Genomic DNA, 20,446 nt, shown 5'->3' on the forward strand with positions numbered 1-20,446 from the left:
CGTTTCAAAAAATGGTTACAAATAAAGGGCATAGAGAGTAAATAACCATTTATTTCAATTATGGCAAGTGAGTTTAAACCATTAAAAATGGTCGTAGAAACCGGCCTGTATGGCTGGTTTCGCAATTCTTTATTTCTTCAGGCGTCCCTGTGAAAACAAGCTGACCGCCATTTTCGCCGCCTTCCGGACCAAGATCAATCACACAGTCCGCGGTTTTGACCACATCCAGATTGTGTTCAATCACAATGACCGTGTTGCCCGCATCCACCAGATGATGCAGCACTTGCAGCAAACGTGCTGTGTCATCAATGTGCAGTCCGGTCGTGGGTTCATCCAGAATATACAACGTTTTTCCTGTAGAGCGTTTGGCCAGTTCCGCTGACAGTTTGAGTCGTTGGGATTCTCCACCGGAAAGGGTGTTGCCGGGTTGACCCAGTTTGATATAACCCAGTCCGACGTCCTGAAGTGTTTTGCAGATTCTTAGAATTCTAGGTTGGTGATCAAACAGTTCAACAGCCTGATTCACTTCCATGTTGAGCACATCGGCCATCGTGTGTCCTTTGAAGGTGACACTGAGGGTTTCCCGATTATAGCGCTGTCCCTTGCATTCATCACACTGGACCCACACATCCGACAAAAAGTGCATTTCAATCAACACATGTCCCTGGCCTTCACAGGCCGGACAGCGGCCTTCCACTGCATTGAATGAAAATCTGCGTTTGGTGAATCCCCGCTTTTTGGCTTCAGGCATTTCCGCGAATAACTCCCGGATGGGTGCCAGAACGTTGCTGTAAGACGCAGGGTTGGAGCGTGGACTCTTGCCGATCGGGTCCTGATCAATCACCATCAGTTTATCAATGTGTTCCACTCCACTGAGTTTCTGGTGCTTTCCTACAGGTTGCCGGGTTTTGTTGAGTTTTTTCTGAATAGTTTTTTGCAGAATATCAATCACCAGTGACGATTTACCGGAACCTGAAACCCCTGTCACAACAGTGAAAACACCTATTGGAAACGAGACATCAATATTTTTCAGATTATTCTCTTCCGCGCCATGCACTTTCAGGCATACATCTTCAGAAAAAGGCCGTCGTTTTGCGGGGACATTAATGGTTTTGATACCATTCAGATATTGTCCTGTCAGCGAATTTTCATTCTTCATGATTTCAGGCACCGTTCCTGAGGCCACTACCTGTCCGCCGTAATGTCCGGCTCCGGGGCCGATATCCACCACATGGTTGGCACTGCGGATCGTATCCAGATCGTGTTCCACCAGAATGACAGTATTGCCCAGATCCCTGAGTTTGTGCAGTGTACTGAGCAGACGGTCTGTGTCACGGGAATGAAGGCCGATTGTGGGTTCATCCAGAACATACATCACCCCCACCAGTCCCGAACCGATCTGTGAAGCCAGACGGATGCGCTGTGCCTCACCGCCAGAAAGCGTAGCTGTCCGCTGATCCAGCGTCAGATAGGTCAAACCGACATTGTCCAGAAAATCGAGCCGACCTGTGACTTCTTTCAGGGCTTGTTCCGCTACAATTGTCTGATTTTCAGACAATTTCCAAAGATTGATTTCAGCTTGAGCCATCCGCACATTCATCGCGCAGAATTCACTGATATTTTTCCCATTGACACGAACCGCCAGATATTCTGGCTTCAGGCGTTGTCCCAGGCAGGTCGGGCAGGTTGTTTCATCTTCCCTCTGGCCCAGTCCATCACAGGCCGGACAGGCACCGACGTGCGAATTGAAAGAAAACATCCGTGGTGTCAATTCCTCTTCCAGATAAAAATCACAGGCCACGCACCCGGGTTTTTCTGAAAAGAATACTTCCTGATTGGCATGATCCGCCCGTCTCACTTTGAGAATGCCATGTCCTTTCTGAAAGGCCACTTCCGCAGATTCTGCCAGACGTTTCTGCTCAATTTCCGAAACGTGGATCCGGTCAACCACCAGATCCACATTGTCTTTCTTTTTAAGAACCAGATTCTTGTGGGTGGTGTCCCATTCATCCAGTCTGATCAGTTGATCTTTCACATACACCCGGGCAAAACCATCGTGTTTCAAATGGTCCACAACCTGTTTCAAATGAGATGCCTCATCCAGCAGTGTGATTTTTTTGGAACCCGGACGATACAAGGGCGCCAGAATTTCCAGACGTTCTTCAGGAAAAAGCTGAAGCCAGGCCTGCGCAACTCGAGTGGGCGTGTAGCCTTTCAGCGGTTGACCGCAATGCGGACAGTGAGGTTCTCCAATTCGGGCAAACAGAAGCCGCAGATAATCATAAATTTCGGTTGTGGTGGCCACGGTCGAACGTGGATTCCGGCTGGTACTTTTTTGATTGATCGCGATAGCTGGAGCCAATCCGTCAATGGAATCCACCGGAGCCTTGTCCATCCGTCCCAGAAAGCGTCGGGCATACGTAGAAAGTGATTCCACATAGCGGGCCTGTCCTTCGGCGAAAATCGTATCAAACGCCAGGCTGGTTTTGCCGGAACCGGAGACGCCAGTGATGACGGTCATTTGATTGACCGGAATTTCAAGGCTGACATGCCGTAAATTATTTTTTGAAGCCCCCTTGATTACAATGTTGCGCTCCTGTGACAGTTCGGTTGTTGCGTTTCTGGAACCCGAAGTAGTATGAGATTTGTCTGTCAGCCAGGGTTTTTCCAGTTTCAGGGTGGGTTTCAGAAACTTGCCGGTGAGGCTCTCCTTCAACGCCAGTTGTTCCGGCGTGCCGCAAGCGACCAGTTCGCCACCATATTTTCCACCACCCGGCCCCAGTTCGATCACATAATCCGCGGTTTTCAGCACATCCAGATTGTGTTCAATGACCAACACGGTGTTGCCCTGTTCCACTAGTTGGTTGAGGCATTGCAGTAACAGGCGGATATCCTGAAAATGTAGTCCGGTCGTGGGTTCATCCAGGATGTACAGTGTTTTTCCAGTGGCTTTCTTGCGTAATTCTGAGGCCAGCTTCACCCGTTGTGCTTCTCCCCCGGAAAGAGTGGTGGAGGGTTGGCCCAGATGGATGTATCCCAGTCCGACTTCCTTGAGAACACGCAGAATGTTGGAAATTTTGGGAATGGCCTGAAAAAAATCCGCGCCTTCCTCGACGGTCATTTCCAGCACCTCATGAATGTTTTTTCCCTTGAAAAAAATTTGCAGGGTTTCCGTGTTAAACCGCTTTCCTCCGCAGGTATCGCAAGGAATCTGCACATCACTTAGAAACTGCATTTCAATGGTCTGGATACCTGCGCCTTCACAGTCTTCGCAACGTCCACCCTTGACATTGAAGGAAAACCGTCCGGATTTGTAGCCCCGAGCCCGTGATTCGGGAACACTGGTGAACAGATTGCGGATTTCATCAAATACCTTGGTGTAGGTTGCCGGATTACTGCGTGGTGTTCTGCCAATCGGCGACTGATCAATTTCAATCACCTTGTCGATGTGTTCAATGCCGGTGATTTTTTCATGAGCGCCGGGAACATCCTGACTGCGATGCAGTTGACGACTCAGTGCTTTTTTCAGAATGCCATCCACCAGTGATGATTTGCCGGAACCTGAAACTCCCGCAATCGCCACAAACAGACCCAGCGGAATTTCGACAGTGATTTGTTTGAGGTTATGGAACTCTGCCTTGTGAACGGTCAGAACCACATCTGAGGGTTGTCGTCTTTGGGAGGGGATCACAATATTTTCAGCGCCTGACAGGAATTTTCCGGTCATCGAAGGCGACTGAATGATATCCTTCAGCGTTCCCTGCGCAATGATATATCCTCCCAGACTTCCGGCTGTCGGGCCAATATCCACGACATGATCGGCGGCGGCAATGGTTTCTTCATCATGCTCCACCACCAGCACGGTATTGCCCCGATCACGTAGCATTTTGAGGGTATGAATCAATTTCTGGTTATCGCTCTGATGCAGTCCGATGGAAGGTTCATCCAGCACATACAGCACGCCCTGAAGTCCTGATCCCAATTGTGACGCAAGCCGAATTCGCTGTCCTTCACCGCCTGATAACGTAGCGGCAGAACGGTCCAGCGACAGGTAACCGACTCCCACTTCATTGAGAAACAGCAGACGGTCCCGAATTTCCCTGAAAATATCCCGGCCTATGGTCTGTTCTCTGGGTGTCAGGGGCAGAGTGCTGAAAAACCGGAGCGATTCCTCAATCGGCAGTCCGGTGAGAGAATGAATCGAATGTCCATGGAATTTGACCGCAAGTGCCATTTTGTTCAGACGTTTTCCTTCGCAGTCGGGGCATCCGGAGGTGTGCTGGAATTTTTCAAGTGGCCCTTTCACAAACTTGTACACAAACTGCAGAATCGGAATGATGCCCGGCCATTGTTTTTTATTCAGCTTACTCATCAATGATTCAGGATAACGGAATACATTGGAGATCCCCAGCGCAAAGGACGCATTGCCATGCATAATCAGATTTCGGTGTTCCCCGGACAGCAATTTCCACGGGACATTGCCGGGAATGCCAAAGACCTCCAGCATTCTTTCAATGTGTTCCATTTCAATTTTGGTGAACAGAATATTGCCTCGTTCCGTGAAGCATTGCAGAGATCTTTGTTCAATGCTTTTCTCAGGATCGCAAAGTTTTTCTTCATGAAAGGTGTTCAGCACGCCTAGTCCAAGGCATGTGGGACATGAGCCTTGAGGGGCATTGAAAGAAAATAGCCGAGGTTCCATTTCGGGCAGGGAAATCTGACATTTCGGGCAGGCCATGAGTTGACTGAACAAATGGTCTTTTTCAGCGTAATTGACAATAACAAGTCCGTTTGCCAGGCGAAGGGCTTTTTCCAGGGCTTCCACAAACCGGCTTTTTTCATCATCCGTCAATGTCATGCGGTCCAGCACCAGATCAATGGAATGCTTTTCGTAACGGGCGAGTGTGATTTTTTCATCCAGACGGCGGAGTTGGCCATCAATTCTGGCCCGGATATAGCCTTCTGCCAGCCAGTCCTGTAATTCCTTGCGGTATTCTCCTTTGCGTTCCTGAACCATGGGCGCCAGCACCATGCAGGCTTGATCCCGTGCGTCGGCATACACATGATCGGTGATTTGCGCAGGCGTCTGCGAGGTGATGCGCTCTCCACACTGGGGGCAGTGAGGTTCTCCAACCCGTGCAAACAGCAGGCGGTAATGGTCATAGATTTCAGTGATGGTTCCCACGGTGGAGCGGGGATTGCGGTTGACCGTTTTCTGGTCCACGGAAATGGTCGGACTCAACCCTTCCACATGCTCCACTCTGGGTTTGTCTGTCTGTCCCAGAAACTGCCGGGCATAGGGTGACAGCGATTCCACAAACCGGCGCTGACCTTCCTTGAAAATTGTATCAAACGCCAGCGATGATTTGCCTGAACCACTGACCCCTGTAAACACGGTCAAGGTGTCTCGTGGAATCCGGATGTTCACATGTTTCAGATTATGTTCATATGCGCCGATGACCACAATTTCGCTGGATTTATGCTCTGACATGGAAGGACTCAAAGAGAGAGGAAGAGAAGGTTGAAGGTGCCAATTATGAAAAATCCAGACCGAAGCTTACCGTCTCAAGGTGGGATGTCAAGACAGGTTCAGGACTTCCTTGAGACAGACACTTGACTATAGGTCACAAGAGCCGATAGATTATAAAAAATGCTGATTATTTCTCATGTGGAATGCGGTCTGGAGAAAGGAAACATCGATGAAAAAAAAATGGCTCAGTCTGTCGCTTCTTTTATGTGCCTCAAGCGTGTTGTTGTGCGGTTCTATTGCGTTTGCGGATCAACAGGTCGATGATCTGCTGGACCGTGTGGACCGGTTGTATCGCAGTGACAAAAGTTATTCAGAAGTGGAAATGGAAATCACCACGCCTGACTGGCAACGCACCATGAAAATGCGGATGTGGTCACGAGGGATGGAGGACACGCTCATTGAAATTCTGGCTCCGGTCAAAGATGCCGGTGTCAAGACGTTGAAACTGGATAACCAGATGTGGAATTTCCTGCCAAAGATCGGCCGGGTGATCAAGGTTCCACCTTCCATGATGATGAATTCCTGGATGGGGTCCGATTTCACCAATGATGATCTGGTGAAAGAAAATACGCTGAAGGATGATTATGTGTCACAACTCCTTCCGCATCCAATCGATCCCGATTTGTATTATTACATCGAATTGCACCCCCAACCTGAAACAGTGACGGTCTGGGGGAAAGTCACACTCAGTATCCGCAAGGATGATCTACTGCCGGTGGAATATGCCTATTTTGATGAACGCGGAGAAAAAATCCGGACCATGAGTTTGTCCGATGTGCGTGAAATGGGTGGAAAAAAAATTCCGGCTGTGATGGAAATGAGAACGCTCCAGAAGAACAGTCGAACCATCATCCGTTATCTGAACATGGAATTCAATCCGCAATTTGAGGATGATCTGTTTTCTTTCAGCAACCTGCGACGACGTTAGGATCAAACTTCATGCTGGAATTTAAAATTGCGTTTCGTAATCTTTTCCGTCAGCGTAGCCGCTCCTTGCTCAGCGGGTTAAGCATGATGCTGGCGTTTATGCTACTGTCGTTGTCACTGGGGTTTGGCGAGGGGAGTTATTCCAACATTATTCGCCTGTTAACGGATAACCAGACCGGCCATATTCAGATCCACCAGCAGGGATATCTGGATCGTCCCACGCTGTATAAAAATTTTGAAGTCACTCCTGAAATTACACAAATTCTTGAAAACGAACCTGCCGTCAAAGCTTTTTCCTCGCGGGTTCATTCGGCGGGACTGATCTTTGGTGAACAGAAATCCTCCATCGTGCGCCTGATCGGGATGGATCCTGAAAAAGAACCGCAGGTGTCCCAAATCACGGCGTTGGTTCATACCGGAAATTATTTTGATGAAGTGAACGTCCGCAATCCTCTGTTGTTGGGATACGGCGCGCAACGTCTGCTTCAGACCAAATTAGGCGATGAAGTCATTCTGCTCACCCAGGGGGCCGATGGATCCATGGCGAATGATCTATTCACGGTTACGGGAATCGTGGGCAATGAGTCCGATCCCTCCACAGCCAACACGGCGTATGTGCCTTTGTCGGTGATCCAGCAGTTTTTGACGATGGGCAATCAGGTCCATGAAGTGGTCATCCGACTCAACAGCTATAAGGATTCACGACGTGAGACCAAGGTGTTGAGCAAGAAGATTTCAGACGAATCTCTGGATATTGAGCCGTGGGAAGTCGTGGCCTCTGATTTTTACAAAGCCATGCAGGTTGACAAGCAGGGCAATTGGGTTTCGATCATCGTGATTATGATCATGGTGGGCGTGGTGGTGCTGAATACGGTGCTGATGAACACGCTGGAACGTCAGAGCGAATTCGGCGTGATGAAAGCTCTGGGAACCGCACCATGGCTCATTTTCCGTGCGATCCTTCTGGAAATGTTTCTGCTTAGTCTGATCAGTTGCGGCATCGGTGGAGTGCTGGCGCTGGGACTGAATTATTATTTCACAGTAGCGGGAATTCCTGTGGACCCGCCCATCGAATTTGGCGGAATCGTGTTTGAAAAAATGGTGTCCGAAGTGTCCTGGTTTGTATTCTGGGTTCCTGGATTATTAACGATCGCAACCGCTGTGATTGTGGCCGTGTATCCTGCCATCAAGGCCGCACGCACCATTCCTGTCAAAGCCATTCGGGGAGAATGATATCATGTTCTGGAAACTGGCCTGGCGCAACATCTGGAGAAACAGTACCCGGACCTTTCTGTCGGTGCTGATCATCGCGATCGGGATAGCCGCACTGATTTTTACGGATGGATTATTCCTGGGAATGACCAGCAACGTGATCAAAAATGCCACGGAAACGTTCATTGGGCAGGCACAGGTTCACCGGAAAGGATTCCGGGATGATTATGCCATTGAAAAAACAATCCATCAATTGCCCCTGGTGCTGGCACAGTTGAAACAACAGTCCCAAATCACACACCTCAGCGTCCGTTTGGTCGTGCAGGGTATTCTTTCCGGCGCGGGTGGCACGGAACCTGTGACCATTTATGGGGTTGATCCTCAAACCGAGCAATCCCTTTCCAAATTTGATGAAGGCATCATTGAAGGCAACTATCTGACTTCCACAGATGGACGCGAAATCATTCTGGGCCGAAAACTCCGGGAAAAACTGGAATTGCGTCTTGGCGACCGTCTGGTGATGTCAGCGGTCGAACCCCAAAACAATGAAATGGCACAGGAATTGTTCCGGTTGAGTGGGATTTTTCATCTGGGTGAAAAACAACTGGATGAAACAGTGGTGCTGGTTCCCATTGAAATGTTGCGCAAGATGGTAGGACTTCAGGGAGAAGCCCATGAAATTGCCCTTCGCTTCGATAAACTTGACGCCAGGGGACAGCCGTTGTTTCCTGCCAAACTGGACGATCCCGAACAACAGAATGAGTTATTAACCTGGAACAAGCTTCTGCCCTCGTTGGATGTCATGATGCAGACCTCTGATATGAGCATGGGCATCATCGGCGCGATTCTGTTTTTTATTGTAGGGTTGGGAATCATGAACTCGCTCTTGATGGGCTTGTATGAACGGATGTTTGAATTTGGCGTGCTCCGTTCTATCGGAAACACCCCCCGACAAATGCTGAAACTGATTTTTTATGAAACCGTGTGTCTGGCTGGAATCAGCGTGATTGGCGGGCTGATCCTGTCGGCAATCCTGATGACTCTCATGGGGTATGTCGGTATTGATTATTCCGGCATTGATTTTGGCGGCATCACGTTTCAGGAAAAAATATTTCCGCAGTGGACCCTGTACCAATGTATCAAATATCCCGTCTGGGCAGTGATCTGTACGTTGTTGGCCGCGATCTATCCGGGTTGGGTGGTCAGCCGCATTTTGCCGGTGGAAGCGTTGAGGAAGCGTAAATTATGAAGAAAGGAGAACCTATGAGCATCTCTGTTGAAAATAGTCAGGAGATTGATCCGTTAATGGTTCCCACGCGTGAAGCCTGGGAAAACATGTCACCTGTCGAACGGCGACAAAAGGAAATGTCAATCATTGCCGCATTGGAACAGGAATCCAGTCTCATGGGAGAAACAACGATTCATTTTGAGTCCCGTGCGTCAGCAACGGAAGTTCTACGCCGTTTCTTTCAGGGAAAAGGCCGAACAGCGTTTATTGCCTCGGATTTACATACATTGTATCCGGGAGAACGGGCGTTTTATCCGGATTTACTGGTTGTCTTTGATGTGGAAACACATCATCGCCGCAGTTGGAATGTTATGCGGGAAGGACGGGGACTGGATTTCGCTCTGGAAATTTTATCCAGGGAAACACGGCGCAAGGATCGGGTCGAAAAGCTCAATCTCTACATGCGTATAGAGATTCCGGAATATTTTATTTTTGACCCTGATTTATTTTCTTTGAAAGGATACCGGCTTATCCAGCAAATTTATCAGGAAATTCCACCGGAGGATGGAAAAATATTTTCACAAATCCTTGGACTGTATTTGAAAGTTGAGGCGGATAAATTACGGTTTTCCGTTCCGGATGGTTTGGAAGTTCCCTTTGCCTATGAGTTGGTGGAGCAACTCAATCAAAAACTTCTGCACAAGGAACGGATCATCGAAGATTATGCAAGAGACCTGGACGAGGAATATCAACGGGCCGAGGATGAAAAACAACGAGCCGAGGATGAGAAACAACGAGCCGAAGCAGAAAAACAACGGGCAGATAAAGCCGAAGCCGAGTTGCAACGGCTTCGGCAACTTCTGGACTTAAAAAAGTGAGGAACTTCAAACCAGCGAATGGCTCAGCTCTACCTGTTAATCAGTGTGCCGGAGAACCACTATGGAGTGTGTTGACTCTGGCTTGTGGAACATACATGTAAACGTTTTTTCAAAAGATATCATCGAGGAGACTTTATGGGTTCACATCTTGATCGCAATAGCGCAACAGATCCGCTTATGGTTCCAACACGGGAGGTTTGGGAACAAATGTCTCCTGTTGAGCAAGATCACAAGGAATCTTCCATCATTGCCGCGCTGGAACAAGAATTCAATTTGATGGGAGAAACGACGGTACATTTTGATTCACGCGCGTCAGCGACAGAGGTGTTGCGACGTTTTTTTAAAGGAAAGGGAAAGACCGCATTCATTGCCTCGGATCTGCACACCCTCTATCCCGGCGAGCGGGCCTTTTATCCGGATTTGCTGGTTGTTTTTGATGTAGAACCACATCATCGCCGCAGTTGGAATGTCATGCGAGAGGGCAAGGGGCTTGATTTCGCGCTGGAAATTTTATCAAAAGAAACAAAACGCAGAGACAGGGTGGAAAAACTCAATCTTTATGCGCGTCTGGCGATTCCGGAATACTTTATATTTGATCCGGAATTACTGACTTTGCATGGATATCAATTGTTCCAAAAGTCCTACACAGCAATTGAATCCTCGCAGGGAAAAGTCTTTTCTGAAATTCTCGGACTTTATTTAAAAGTTGAGGAAGACAAACTCCGGTTCTCGGTTCCTGACGGTTTGGAAATACCCTTTGCCAATGAATTGATGCATCAACTCAATGAAAAATTAACGCGCAAAGATCGGGTGATCGCTGATTATGCGCGTGAACTGGCCGAAGAAAAACAACGAACCCTGGAAGAAAAACAAAAGGCTAAGTCCGCACGGCAAAAAGCAAAAGAAGAACGGCAAAAGGCAAAAGAAGAACGGCAAAAAGCAAAAGAAGAACGGCAGAAGGTAAAAGAAGAACGGCAAAAAGCAAAAGAAGAACGGCAAAAAGCAAAAGAAGAAAAACAACGGGCCTTAGCCGAAAAAGAACGGGCCGATAAAGCCGAAGCCGAGTTACAGCGACTTCGGCAACTTCTGGACTTGAAAAAGTGAATAAGGAACTCATGACAGAAACAGTGATTGAAGTGCGAAACGCCACCAAATCGTTTGGTGAAGGCGAAATTCAGGTGCAGGCTCTCCGTGGTGTGAGTGTGTCCATTCAGCGTGGCGATTTTGCCGCCATTGTCGGCCCCTCCGGTTCGGGCAAATCCACTCTGCTGAATATCATGTGCGGACTGGATGTGCCGTCTGATGGCGAAATCAAGGTGGCCGGACAGGATTTGAAAAGCATGAGTTCAACCGAGTTGACCCTGTTCCGGCGTAATCATGTGGGGTTGGTGTTTCAGGCCTATAATCTGATTCCGGTGCTGACTGTGATGGAAAACATTGAATACATCATGCTCATCCAGGGACGCCCTGTCGCGGAACGTCGGCAACGTGTGCAGGATTTTCTGAAAAAAATCGGACTGGAAGGCAAGGAAAACCGTTTCCCCCATCAGCTTTCAGGTGGTCAACAGCAACGGGTGGCAATTGCCCGGGCCATGGTCTCACATCCCGATATTATTCTGGCGGATGAACCCACTGCCAACCTGGATTCTGATACTGGACACCAACTTCTGGAAATGATGCGCCAGTTCAATGAAGAGCAACGCATGACTTTTGTGTTTTCCACTCACGATGAAAAAATCATGAAAATCGCCAAACGTCTCATTATTCTGGAAGATGGCCATATTCAATCCGATGAACGCCGATAAATTTCTGAAACGGTTTGCTCTCTGTTTCATGGTGATAGGGTTTTGTGCAACCCCGCCACTTCATGCGTTGGAATGGACGGCCAGTTTCCGTAGCATGGCCGCCCGTCAAACCGATGATGCGGAAAACAGCTTCTGGTGGAATCGCCTGCGTTTACAGGCCAATCATGAAGTGTCCGCCGATTGCCTGATGGAAATGGCGTATGAACTTCGCCCCGTCTGGGCCAATCACCTTCAGCAATTATCCTCCTTTTTTTCTGTTGAAAGCGACTCTTCATCCATCTACCGTTTTGACGATCTGAACAATCCGGTTTATCCCACTGCGGACACTCTCGAAAACACGGATGATGCACATCTCCTGTTGACACAAAATCTGGACCGGATGCTACTTGCTTGCCATGCCGGAAATCTGGATGTCACCCTGGGCCGACAGACCGTGGCCTTTGGTGGTGCCCAGACCATCAACCCCACCGATGTTTTTGTGCCGCTCCGGTTCAATTCTCTGGATGGTGAATACCGGGTGGGTGTCGATGCGCTACGGATGGTTTGGGGCATTTCTCCGACCACTGAAATGGATGTGGGATATCTGCTGGGAAAAAATGGCAATTCGGAAAATAACGGGGCTTATGCCCGATTGCATTTTGTTGTGGAATCCACCGATATCACCCCCATGCTGGCTTTATTTCGCGAACATCAAATGCTGGGACTGTCTCTGCAAACAGCGTTGCCTGGCGATGTCGGACTCGTGTTTGATGGCGGGTCTTTTTTTCTGAAAGAGGAGGAGCATCCTTTTTCCCTGTGGACGCTGGGATTCAATTATCAATGGAATGAAGACTGGTTCACCGCACTGGAATATCATCGCAATGAAGCTGGGGTCAACAAACCCGCAAATTATTTCCAGAATACCGGTTCCTACCGTTATCAACAGACCCCCATCTCCCTGATGGGACCATCCTATCTCATTCCGGTGCTCAGCTATCAGATCCATCCTCTGTGGAATGCCAGCGCGTCGCTGTTCCTCAATCTGGCAGATCACTCTGCACTGATCAGTCCACAACTGGAATGGAGCGCCGATGAGAACGTCATGGTGGAATGGGGCGGTTTTCTGGCACAAGGCCTTTCCTCCGGAGATCCCCTCAATCCCAAATCCGAATTCGGTGAATCCGAAAACCTGATTTTCATGGCAATAAGATATTACCTGTAGTGACGTAGCACGCAACGGCTATGCGGGGTTAGGACTCAACTGTTATTAAAATCCGAAACTCAAGCCAGCACTCTTCGCACCTTAAAGGTTTTAGTCAGTTTAAGCGAAAGCCAGCTAAGAATTTATCAGGCTTCTGTCATACACGCGAAGGCCGACATAATTCCGGATATGTTTATAGCTGGTGATCGCTTTTGTTTCGGATCTTGTTTAATTTTCAATCCATAAAAGTTTGAAAGTGACATCCCGACAGAGCAATGGGGGAACCATCCCGGAACGGGCATACCTGCTCAATAGTCTTCTCGGAATTGGGAGTTGTCTATTTTTATCACGGATCATTCTCCGGTTGACCAATAATCACCATGCGGGATTGTTCGCGGGAACGTTGATGAAGGATGATATGGTGACATTGTTGCAGGATGCGGTCAATCGGGTCATGCCAGCCATCAGGGATGATCCGTTCTGCGAAAACAAGGTGGCACTGAATGTTCTGCAGATTGCGGCATCCGTTCCTGTCACGCTTGACCATGAATGGTTCCGGAAAACTTTCAGTAGCTGTGAAAGGTTTGTGCCGTTATTGCACTGATAATTTATGTGTGAATTTAAAATGGAAGAATGCACCAGTCTGGTAGAAACGGGATAACCCTACAGAGGTATCCACCAATTTCTAGACAATAGATTCGCCTTTCTGTTGTTGCCTAAACCCGTTGGGCTATGTGGAATTGGCCTGGTTTAATCTTCTTGATTCTTGTTGTTTTAATGTTCATTAATTCATCGGTTAGAAAACCATTTCGAAAAATATATGCAACTCTCATTATTTCAGGAGAACTGAGTCATGCCGGAAAATCAAACACCTGTCAAAGACCCCAAAACCATTTTAATCATTGTCCTGTTGCTCGCTGTTGTTGTTCTTGGAATTTTATTTGTGACACGTAAACCTGAGCAACAGGTCATTTATCGCACAGATCCTGCCCAGCAATCTCAACGAAAAAGTGAGGTAACACCTTATGTTCGTAACGAAGTCAACAACACCATTGCCAAAAAATGGAAAGAACTCAATGGTTGTTACAATCAGTTTTTGGCATCAGAACCGACGCCAACGGTGACTGATGGCAAAGTGGTTGTGGACTGGCAGGTGGAAGCGGATGGAACTCCGGTTAATCCTGAAGTAGTTTCCTCTGAAATCAACCATCCTGTGTTGGAGAAATGTCTGGTTGCCCAGATCAATGAATGGAAATTTCCTCCGCCACCACCCAGCGGACGCAATGAATACGTGGTCTACAAATTTTTCTTCAAGAAAGAAGTGCCTGAAACACAGACGGACACGTCAACGCCCTCTGTGAAAGCTCCGGTTGTTGATTCAGGAACAAATCCAGCGGTTCCTGCACCAGTAGTTCCTGCGGCAACCAATCCTGCACAATAATCCGGATGTTTTATGATTGTGGTCAGCAACAGAAATCTGCAACCCAAACATCCGCCGCTGGAGCGGTTTGGCTCAGGATTCAATTCCAAAGGGCCTGACGAATTACGGGTGGCCAAGGCTTGGAAAGAAAGCAACAGTTGGCAGGTGGAGATTTTACCGGACACAATGCGCGGGGCCAGTGGCAAACGGATAACGGCCAGTGAATCCGTGTTTTTGGAGACACAGGAACGGGCTCGCACTCAAGGCATCGATATTCTGGTTTATGTTCACGGATTCAATGATGATTTCGGAAAAATGCTGGAACGCTGCTGGCAGATGGAACAGCTTTACGGGTTGGAAATCATTCTGTTCAGTTGGCCCGCCAATGGCCGGAACGGATCAGCGGTTTCTGGTCGTGTGGAAGGCCTGCTGTCCTATCTCAGTGATAAACGGGACGCGTTACGCTCGGTCATTGCCTTTGACCGTTTTCTGGAAAAACTCAATCAGCATTTTCGCAAACATTCTGAAGTGTCACAAACCTGCAACCGGAAAATCTCCCTGTTGGTTCATAGCATGGGGGTCTATCTGCTCAAAAACTGGCTCAAATCTTCTGCGTATCAAGGGGAAACGAGTGTGTTTGACAACATCATTCTGGCGGCGCCCGATGTGAATCATGAGGCTCATGCGGAGTGGGTGGACCAGATTGAGCATCGCCGCAGGTTGTATATCACGATCAATGAAAACGATGTGGCACTGATGGCCTCACGCATGAAATGGGGAGAACGACAACAAACCCGGTTGGGACATTATGCCCGCAATCTGGTCGCGAAACACGCAGTGTATCTTGATCTGACCCGGACAGCTCATGTGGGAGTTTCCCATACCTGTTTTGTGGGAGATCCAGTGGAACAAAACCCGCATTTGCGTCGGGTTTTTCATGCCCTGTTTCATGGAGATCCCATTGAAAAGGAGCTTCAATGGGACCTCCAGAGCGGTGCGTTTCTGGTGAGATGACTGAATAATTTCCTGTGCTCAACGAAGGGAACATGATTGGCTGTTTCCAAGCGGACATTGGACCATGCCACTGTTCACATCCTGAATCACGCCTAATATGCCCGAGGGTTCGCCCTGGTGATTTCTGATCACTTTCAATTTTTCCCGGACCAAGAAAACCTCTCCATTTTTTATAAGACGATGCTCCAGTATTTCGTCGCTTTCCTGCACGACAGTCTTGCGAATGAAACTGTTCAGATTTTCCTGATCATCAGGATGGGCCTTACTGATAAATTCATCCAGCGTCAAGGGAACGTTCCGGGGATGGTCCAAAATCTCAAACGCAAGATCAAAACACTGGATCAGTTCTGACTGAAGATCCAACTCCCAACTGCCGATTCCCACAAGTTCCTGAGACAGGTCCAGTCGCCTTTTTTCCTGTTCCAGTTCCTGCTGGGTCAGTTTCAAGGACTGAATATCAATGGCTGAGATCACAACACCTAAAGGCTCGCCATCTTCATAGTAGGGATTGATTTTCAGCAGATACCAATGTTGCTGATCATTGATGACTTCCTGCTCGATTAAAGTATCATTGTCCAGCACCTCCTGAATCCAGGCAAGCGGATTCACCTTAATCAATCGATGATTCAAGTGTGTGATGGGGCGTCCAATGTCGCTGTCAATCACTTGAAAAATCCTGTTAATTTCCTGTGTGAATTTGCGGATTTTCAGATCAGGTCCCAAAAAGAGCATGCCGACATCCCTGTTTTTTAACAGGTTATCCATGTCATTGTTCAGTTGTGTCATTTCAATGATTTTCTGCTGCAATTCAGCGTTCACCGTATAGAGTTCCTCATTCACGGATTGCAATTCTTCATTGGTGCTTTGAAGTTCTTCATTGCTGGCGAGCAGTTCTTCGTTGGTTGCCTGCAATTCTTCATTGGAGGTTTCCAGTTCCTCTACTGTTGCCTGAAGGTTTTCACGGGTGAACTGAAGTTCATGCTCCAGATCCAGAATACGTTGCTCACTTTCCTTGCTGACATCAAACGTGTTCTTTTCCGGCAACATTTCACTGATGACAGGTTGTTTGGATTCCGTAATGAAAATGCCGACCAGACGTTCGCGGTTTCGTTTTTCCGGTAATGGACAAATGCGAATATCCACACTCAGGGGAGTGTTTCCGGAATAAATCCGTACACTGTTGTAGCGGAGTGTTTCATTGGAACTGAAGGCTTTCTGCAGACCTGTGGAGATCGGGATTTTAAGTTCATCAATGATAACCTTGTTGATCTCCTGTGAGGTTTTACCAAAAGGATATTTCAGAAAATGATTCTGGTCATTGAGCACAAACACCAGTTCCATGTGTTCATTCACCACCACAGCAAACGGTTGATAATCCTGAGCAATGAATTCCAGAAAACGTTGTAAAAACCGGTCTTGTTCATAATCCGATTGCTTGACACTGGTCGGGTAACCATTGCGTTTTTCGACGACATGCGGCAATTCCGACATTTGTGTCAGGTATTTGGAGCGTCCCCGTGAAAGATAGATTTTCCATTTATGGTCCACAGCCTCAAAAAAATCAGCCATGTCCCCCAACGACTCACTGGGTCCCAGCAATAGAATGCCATGAGCGTTCAGAGAAAAATTAAAGAGCTGAAAAACCTTTTTCTGCAGAACAGGTTGCAGATAGATCAGCAGGTTCCGGCAACTGATCAGATCCATGTTGGTGAACGGCGGGTCCTTGATCAGATTATGTTGGGCAAAGACCACCATTTCCCTGATTTTTCGTGTAACCACATAGTTTTCATCGCGTTTCTGGAAATATTTGGTGATGAGTTCCGGCGAAAGATCCGCCGTGATGCTTTCCGGATACGCTCCGGTTCCGGCAATCGTGATGGCATCTTTATCCACATCGGTGGCGAAAATCTTGACATCCAGAAACACGTTGAGTTCTTCCATGCATTCCCGGCACAGCATGGCCAGTGAGTAAGCTTCTTCTCCGGTCGAGCATCCGGCGACCCAGATTCGGAGCTGTTTATTTTCGGCTTTCTCTATCAGTGTCGGCAACCATTTGGTCCGGAGTGTTTCAAAGGCTTCTCCATCCCTGAAAAAATAAGTCACGCCAATGAGCAATTCATTATACAATGAGAGCAATTCTCTGGGGTAGCTTTCCAGAAATTTGACATAGTCTGTCAGTTTTGGAATCTGATTGACTGTCATGCGCCGTTCAATGCGCCGGATAACCGTGTTGGGTTTGTAATAGGTGAAATCGACACGGTGTCGTTCCCTTAACAAGGAGAAAATTCGCATCAAGCCATCTTCACTGGGAAACAGACCGGATGAATGTTTGGTCGCACCATAAGGATTTTTTACAAAGGATAATAGTTGGGAGGGCATTTGCTCAGGGCGCAGAACAAAATCAGGCACGCCGGTGGCGATAGCGCTACGGGGCATTCCGTCAAATTTGGATGAATCTTCATCCTGCACCATGACCATGCCGCCATTTTCCTTGATGGCTCGCACACCCCGTGTGCCATCACTGCCTGTACCAGACAAAATGATGCCGATGGCTTTCTCTTTCTGGTCATCGGCTAACGAACGGAAAAAAATATCAATCGGGAGGTTGATCCCCCGTGGAACTTCCTGTTCGTTGAGCAACAATGTCCCATGGAAAATGGTCAGGTTTTTTTTGGGTGGAATCAGATAAACCGTGTTCTGGCAAGCCTGCATGCCTTCTTCAATGGTGACAACTTCCAGGGCCGTATGTTTTGATAGCAGTTCCACCATCAGCGTCTTGTAATCCGGAGAAAGATGCTGAATCACGATAAAGGTTAATCCAGTATCAGCAGGCATGTGCTTGAAAAAGGATTCCAGCGCTTCCAGGCCTCCGGCTGAGGCACCGACGCCTACATAGTACATCGGTTCTGTAGGAGTTTCTTGAATTTCATTAATAATTTCAGGTTCCATTCACTTGTCTCATTAAAGTTTTTTACCGCTTTGCATCTGAAGTCTGCTGTTTGCAATCAACTTTTTGCTTTCGTTCACCATTTTCTGGGCTAAGGCCAAATAGAGACTGCTTTCCTGAAGTGTATCATTTTTCTCAATCAGTCTGGTTGATTGAAGAGCTGGCGCTGTTTGCGGCAATGGCGCAGGTGCTCTCAAATCAGTGTCCGACTCTGTTGGTGTGCTGTTTTCCGTAGGTTCATTTTCTTCAGAATAAAGATCTTTGCTGTATTGACTGATAATTCGTTGAACCAGTTCTGATTTGCTGGAACCGTTGCGAACACAATGATCTTCCAGAAATTTTAACAGCTCATCTGGCAGGCGAATAGTCAGTCTGTCGGACATTTTTGATTTAAATTTGACTGGTCTTCCACGAAGTTCTTGCATAAATTATTTTTGTCTGACAAAAATAAAGCGCTCATATTGGAGCGGATTAATAAATAAACAAGATGATTTAAGTTGCAGGTGTTCTATTATCAATATTGGACTAGACCAAGTTCAGAAGGACCCGCTATTTGAACTCCTGATTTGCAGAATAGAGAAACATGGAAGATATTTCTACAAAAATATTACAATTAAAACAAGACCCACGTTATGCAAATTTGTATCAACAGGCGGCTGAACTCCTGAAAAAAACACAGGATGAATCGAATCGGGACGGCATAGATACCTTGCAGGAGGCTTTGCATGAAATCAATGTGTATCAAGTGGAACTCCTGATGCAAAATGATGAACTGCAACATACTCAAAAAGAATTACAGCAGGTGAATCAGAGATATGTCCATTTGTTTGAAAATGCGCCTGTCGGATACATGATCATCAATCAGCACCTGCAGATTCTGGAAGCCAATAAGACTTTGTGCGTTATGTTGTCCATGACTCGCAATCAACTGCTCAAACGGTCGTTGATTCCCTTTCTGCGTTCGGGTGACAGCAAATATTTTTTTCAATTTCTGAATGAGCTGGAACACGGAAACAAGGCCTGTCGTGTGACTGCGCTCAAAGGACTGGAGGGGTTGTATATCCCAGTAAGAATGGATGGGATAAAACTGGATCTCGAGTCAGGGGATGTGCAATATCAGATTGCGCTCACTGACATGACCTCGCAGGCCCTCCTGGAAAAACAGCTTCGCATGATTCAGAAAACCGATGCGGTGGGAACGCTGGCCACAGGCATTGCGCACGACTTCAATAATGAAATGAATATCATTCTGGGATTCACTAATCTTATTGCGGAAACAAAAGACAATGCGGAAGAGCATCCGCGCTATTTACAGATGATATTAAATGCAGGGGGACGGGCCACACAATTGGCGAAACAGATTCTCAGCTATCAACGGGATGTGAACCCGCATCTGGATCTTGTGGATATCACACCGATTGTCAAGGAAACGTTCAACATGATCAAAACACTTGCTCCAGCAAATGTGGATGTAACAAGCATGCTTCCAGCCAGTTGCGCACCCGTGTTAACCAATGCTTCGAGCATCCATGAAATATTGGTCAATCTTTGTACCAACGCGATTCAGGCCATGTCACAGAACGAATTCGGGAAACTCCATGTATATCTTGGCACAGCACATATCGCGGCGAGCCAGGGTTCAAAGAAAAATATTCTACCCGGGGATTATGTGAAACTCACCGTGAGTGATACCGGCGGGGGAATTCCGCAAAAATTCCGACAAAAAATTTTTGAACCCATGTTTACCACCAAAGAGCGTGATATTGGCACAGGGTTGGGACTTTACAATGTGAAAACACTGGTGGAGCAACAGCATGGGTATATTGACTTTGAAAGTATCTTGGGTCAGGGAACCGCGTTTCATGTGCTGTTTCCGGTTCAGCCTCAGCAAACGGTGGTTAGTGGTGTGTCTGAGGAGAAAAAAATTCTTTCCGGAAGCCATAAACTACTCATCATTGAAGACAGTTCAGAACAACTGGAGTTGTATTCGCTGGCACTTTCATCACTTGGATATTACATCGTTGGCTGTGAAAATGGCTATGATGCGTTACAACAGTTACAACAGAACCCACACCACTTTGATGTCATTATCGTGGATCATCGCCTTCCTGATATTCAGGGGCGGTATTTGATAGAACAGATGCATGAACTTTCACCCGCAACACCCATAATCCTGACCACAGGGTATATTGGTGACACTGATCTGGAAAAGTTGAAACAGGCAGGTGTTCTTTCTTTTATGCACAAGCCGGTTTTGTTCAACGAACTCACACACTTGATCCATCATCTCGCAAAGGCTTAAGGA

Annotated in this window: 14 protein-coding genes; 11 read left to right on the forward strand and 3 right to left on the reverse strand. The window is 47.5% G+C overall.

Features of this window, described 5'->3' with window-relative positions:
* Nucleotides 1-73: 73 nt before the first annotated feature.
* On the reverse strand, nt 74-5,491 hold the full coding sequence (uvrA, locus tag HQM11_00385; GenBank protein MBF0349453.1) for an excinuclease ABC subunit UvrA: 5,418 nt from the start codon (nt 5,489-5,491) through the stop codon (nt 74-76).
* Between the two features lie 208 nt (nt 5,492-5,699).
* Here uvrA and HQM11_00390 point away from each other — a divergent pair, with 208 nt between their 5' ends.
* The 10 genes from HQM11_00390 to HQM11_00435 all read left to right on the forward strand — a co-directional run bounded on the left by HQM11_00390 (nt 5,700) and on the right by HQM11_00435 (nt 15,194).
* On the forward strand, nt 5,700-6,458 hold the full coding sequence (locus HQM11_00390; GenBank protein ID MBF0349454.1) for an outer membrane lipoprotein-sorting protein: 759 nt from the start codon (nt 5,700-5,702) through the stop codon (nt 6,456-6,458).
* Between the two features lie 11 nt (nt 6,459-6,469).
* A complete protein-coding gene (locus HQM11_00395) occupies nt 6,470-7,690 on the forward strand; it encodes an ABC transporter permease (protein MBF0349455.1) in 1,221 nt (406 codons plus the stop codon).
* A gap of 4 nt (nt 7,691-7,694) precedes the next feature.
* Nucleotides 7,695-8,918, forward strand: coding sequence for an ABC transporter permease (locus tag HQM11_00400; protein MBF0349456.1), 1,224 nt, complete (start codon nt 7,695-7,697; stop codon nt 8,916-8,918).
* 14 nt (nt 8,919-8,932) lie between these two features.
* Nucleotides 8,933-9,775: a Uma2 family endonuclease gene (locus tag HQM11_00405; GenBank protein MBF0349457.1), complete on the forward strand. Its 843-nt coding sequence runs from the start codon at nt 8,933-8,935 to the stop codon at nt 9,773-9,775.
* A gap of 135 nt (nt 9,776-9,910) precedes the next feature.
* Complete coding sequence (locus tag HQM11_00410) at nt 9,911-10,879, forward strand: Uma2 family endonuclease (protein ID MBF0349458.1); 969 nt, start codon at nt 9,911-9,913, stop codon at nt 10,877-10,879.
* A gap of 11 nt (nt 10,880-10,890) precedes the next feature.
* The gene (locus tag HQM11_00415; GenBank protein ID MBF0349459.1) at nt 10,891-11,580 is read left to right on the forward strand and encodes an ABC transporter ATP-binding protein; all 690 of its coding nucleotides are present in this window, start codon (nt 10,891-10,893) and stop codon (nt 11,578-11,580) included.
* Complete coding sequence (locus tag HQM11_00420; protein ID MBF0349460.1) at nt 11,549-12,781, forward strand: hypothetical protein; 1,233 nt, start codon at nt 11,549-11,551, stop codon at nt 12,779-12,781. The genes HQM11_00415 and HQM11_00420 overlap by 32 nt, the downstream gene beginning before the upstream one ends.
* Nucleotides 12,782-13,016: 235 nt before the next feature.
* Complete coding sequence (locus tag HQM11_00425; GenBank protein ID MBF0349461.1) at nt 13,017-13,364, forward strand: hypothetical protein; 348 nt, start codon at nt 13,017-13,019, stop codon at nt 13,362-13,364.
* 249 nt (nt 13,365-13,613) lie between these two features.
* Nucleotides 13,614-14,201 (forward strand): AgmX/PglI C-terminal domain-containing protein, encoded by a 588-nt coding sequence (locus tag HQM11_00430; protein ID MBF0349462.1) that lies wholly within the window; start codon nt 13,614-13,616, stop codon nt 14,199-14,201.
* A gap of 12 nt (nt 14,202-14,213) precedes the next feature.
* Entirely contained in the window at nt 14,214-15,194 is a 981-nt protein-coding gene (locus HQM11_00435; GenBank protein MBF0349463.1) for an alpha/beta hydrolase, read from the forward strand.
* Nucleotides 15,195-15,212: 18 nt separating this feature from the next.
* On the opposite strand, the gene HQM11_00440 is transcribed toward HQM11_00435, so the two are convergent.
* Entirely contained in the window at nt 15,213-18,143 is a 2,931-nt protein-coding gene (locus tag HQM11_00440; GenBank protein ID MBF0349464.1) for a PAS domain-containing protein, read from the reverse strand.
* 12 nt (nt 18,144-18,155) lie between these two features.
* Nucleotides 18,156-18,566: a CopG family transcriptional regulator gene (locus HQM11_00445; GenBank protein MBF0349465.1), complete on the reverse strand. Its 411-nt coding sequence runs from the start codon at nt 18,564-18,566 to the stop codon at nt 18,156-18,158.
* A gap of 158 nt (nt 18,567-18,724) precedes the next feature.
* On the opposite strand from HQM11_00445, the gene HQM11_00450 reads away from it, so the two are divergent.
* Entirely contained in the window at nt 18,725-20,443 is a 1,719-nt protein-coding gene (locus HQM11_00450) for a response regulator (GenBank protein MBF0349466.1), read from the forward strand.
* Nucleotides 20,444-20,446: the final 3 nt, after the last annotated feature.

The organism is SAR324 cluster bacterium (assembly GCA_015232315.1).
GTDB lineage: Bacteria > SAR324 > SAR324 > SAR324 > NAC60-12 > JADFZZ01.

Excerpts from the sequence above, each read along its gene's own strand:
- uvrA (MBF0349453.1), bottom strand. The coding sequence starts at position 5,491 with ATGTCAGAGCATAAATCCAGCGAAATTGTGGTCATCGGCGCATATGAA.
- HQM11_00390 (MBF0349454.1), top strand. The coding sequence starts at position 5,700 with ATGAAAAAAAAATGGCTCAGTCTGTCGCTTCTTTTATGTGCCTCAAGC.
- HQM11_00395 (MBF0349455.1), top strand. The coding sequence starts at position 6,470 with ATGCTGGAATTTAAAATTGCGTTTCGTAATCTTTTCCGTCAGCGTAGC.
- HQM11_00400 (MBF0349456.1), top strand. The coding sequence starts at position 7,695 with ATGTTCTGGAAACTGGCCTGGCGCAACATCTGGAGAAACAGTACCCGG.
- HQM11_00405 (MBF0349457.1), top strand. The coding sequence starts at position 8,933 with ATGAGCATCTCTGTTGAAAATAGTCAGGAGATTGATCCGTTAATGGTT.
- HQM11_00410 (MBF0349458.1), top strand. The coding sequence starts at position 9,911 with ATGGGTTCACATCTTGATCGCAATAGCGCAACAGATCCGCTTATGGTT.
- HQM11_00415 (MBF0349459.1), top strand. The coding sequence starts at position 10,891 with ATGACAGAAACAGTGATTGAAGTGCGAAACGCCACCAAATCGTTTGGT.
- HQM11_00420 (MBF0349460.1), top strand. The coding sequence starts at position 11,549 with ATGGCCATATTCAATCCGATGAACGCCGATAAATTTCTGAAACGGTTT.
- HQM11_00430 (MBF0349462.1), top strand. The coding sequence starts at position 13,614 with ATGCCGGAAAATCAAACACCTGTCAAAGACCCCAAAACCATTTTAATC.
- HQM11_00435 (MBF0349463.1), top strand. The coding sequence starts at position 14,214 with ATGATTGTGGTCAGCAACAGAAATCTGCAACCCAAACATCCGCCGCTG.
- HQM11_00440 (MBF0349464.1), bottom strand. The coding sequence starts at position 18,143 with ATGGAACCTGAAATTATTAATGAAATTCAAGAAACTCCTACAGAACCG.
- HQM11_00445 (MBF0349465.1), bottom strand. The coding sequence starts at position 18,566 with ATGCAAGAACTTCGTGGAAGACCAGTCAAATTTAAATCAAAAATGTCC.
- HQM11_00450 (MBF0349466.1), top strand. The coding sequence starts at position 18,725 with ATGGAAGATATTTCTACAAAAATATTACAATTAAAACAAGACCCACGT.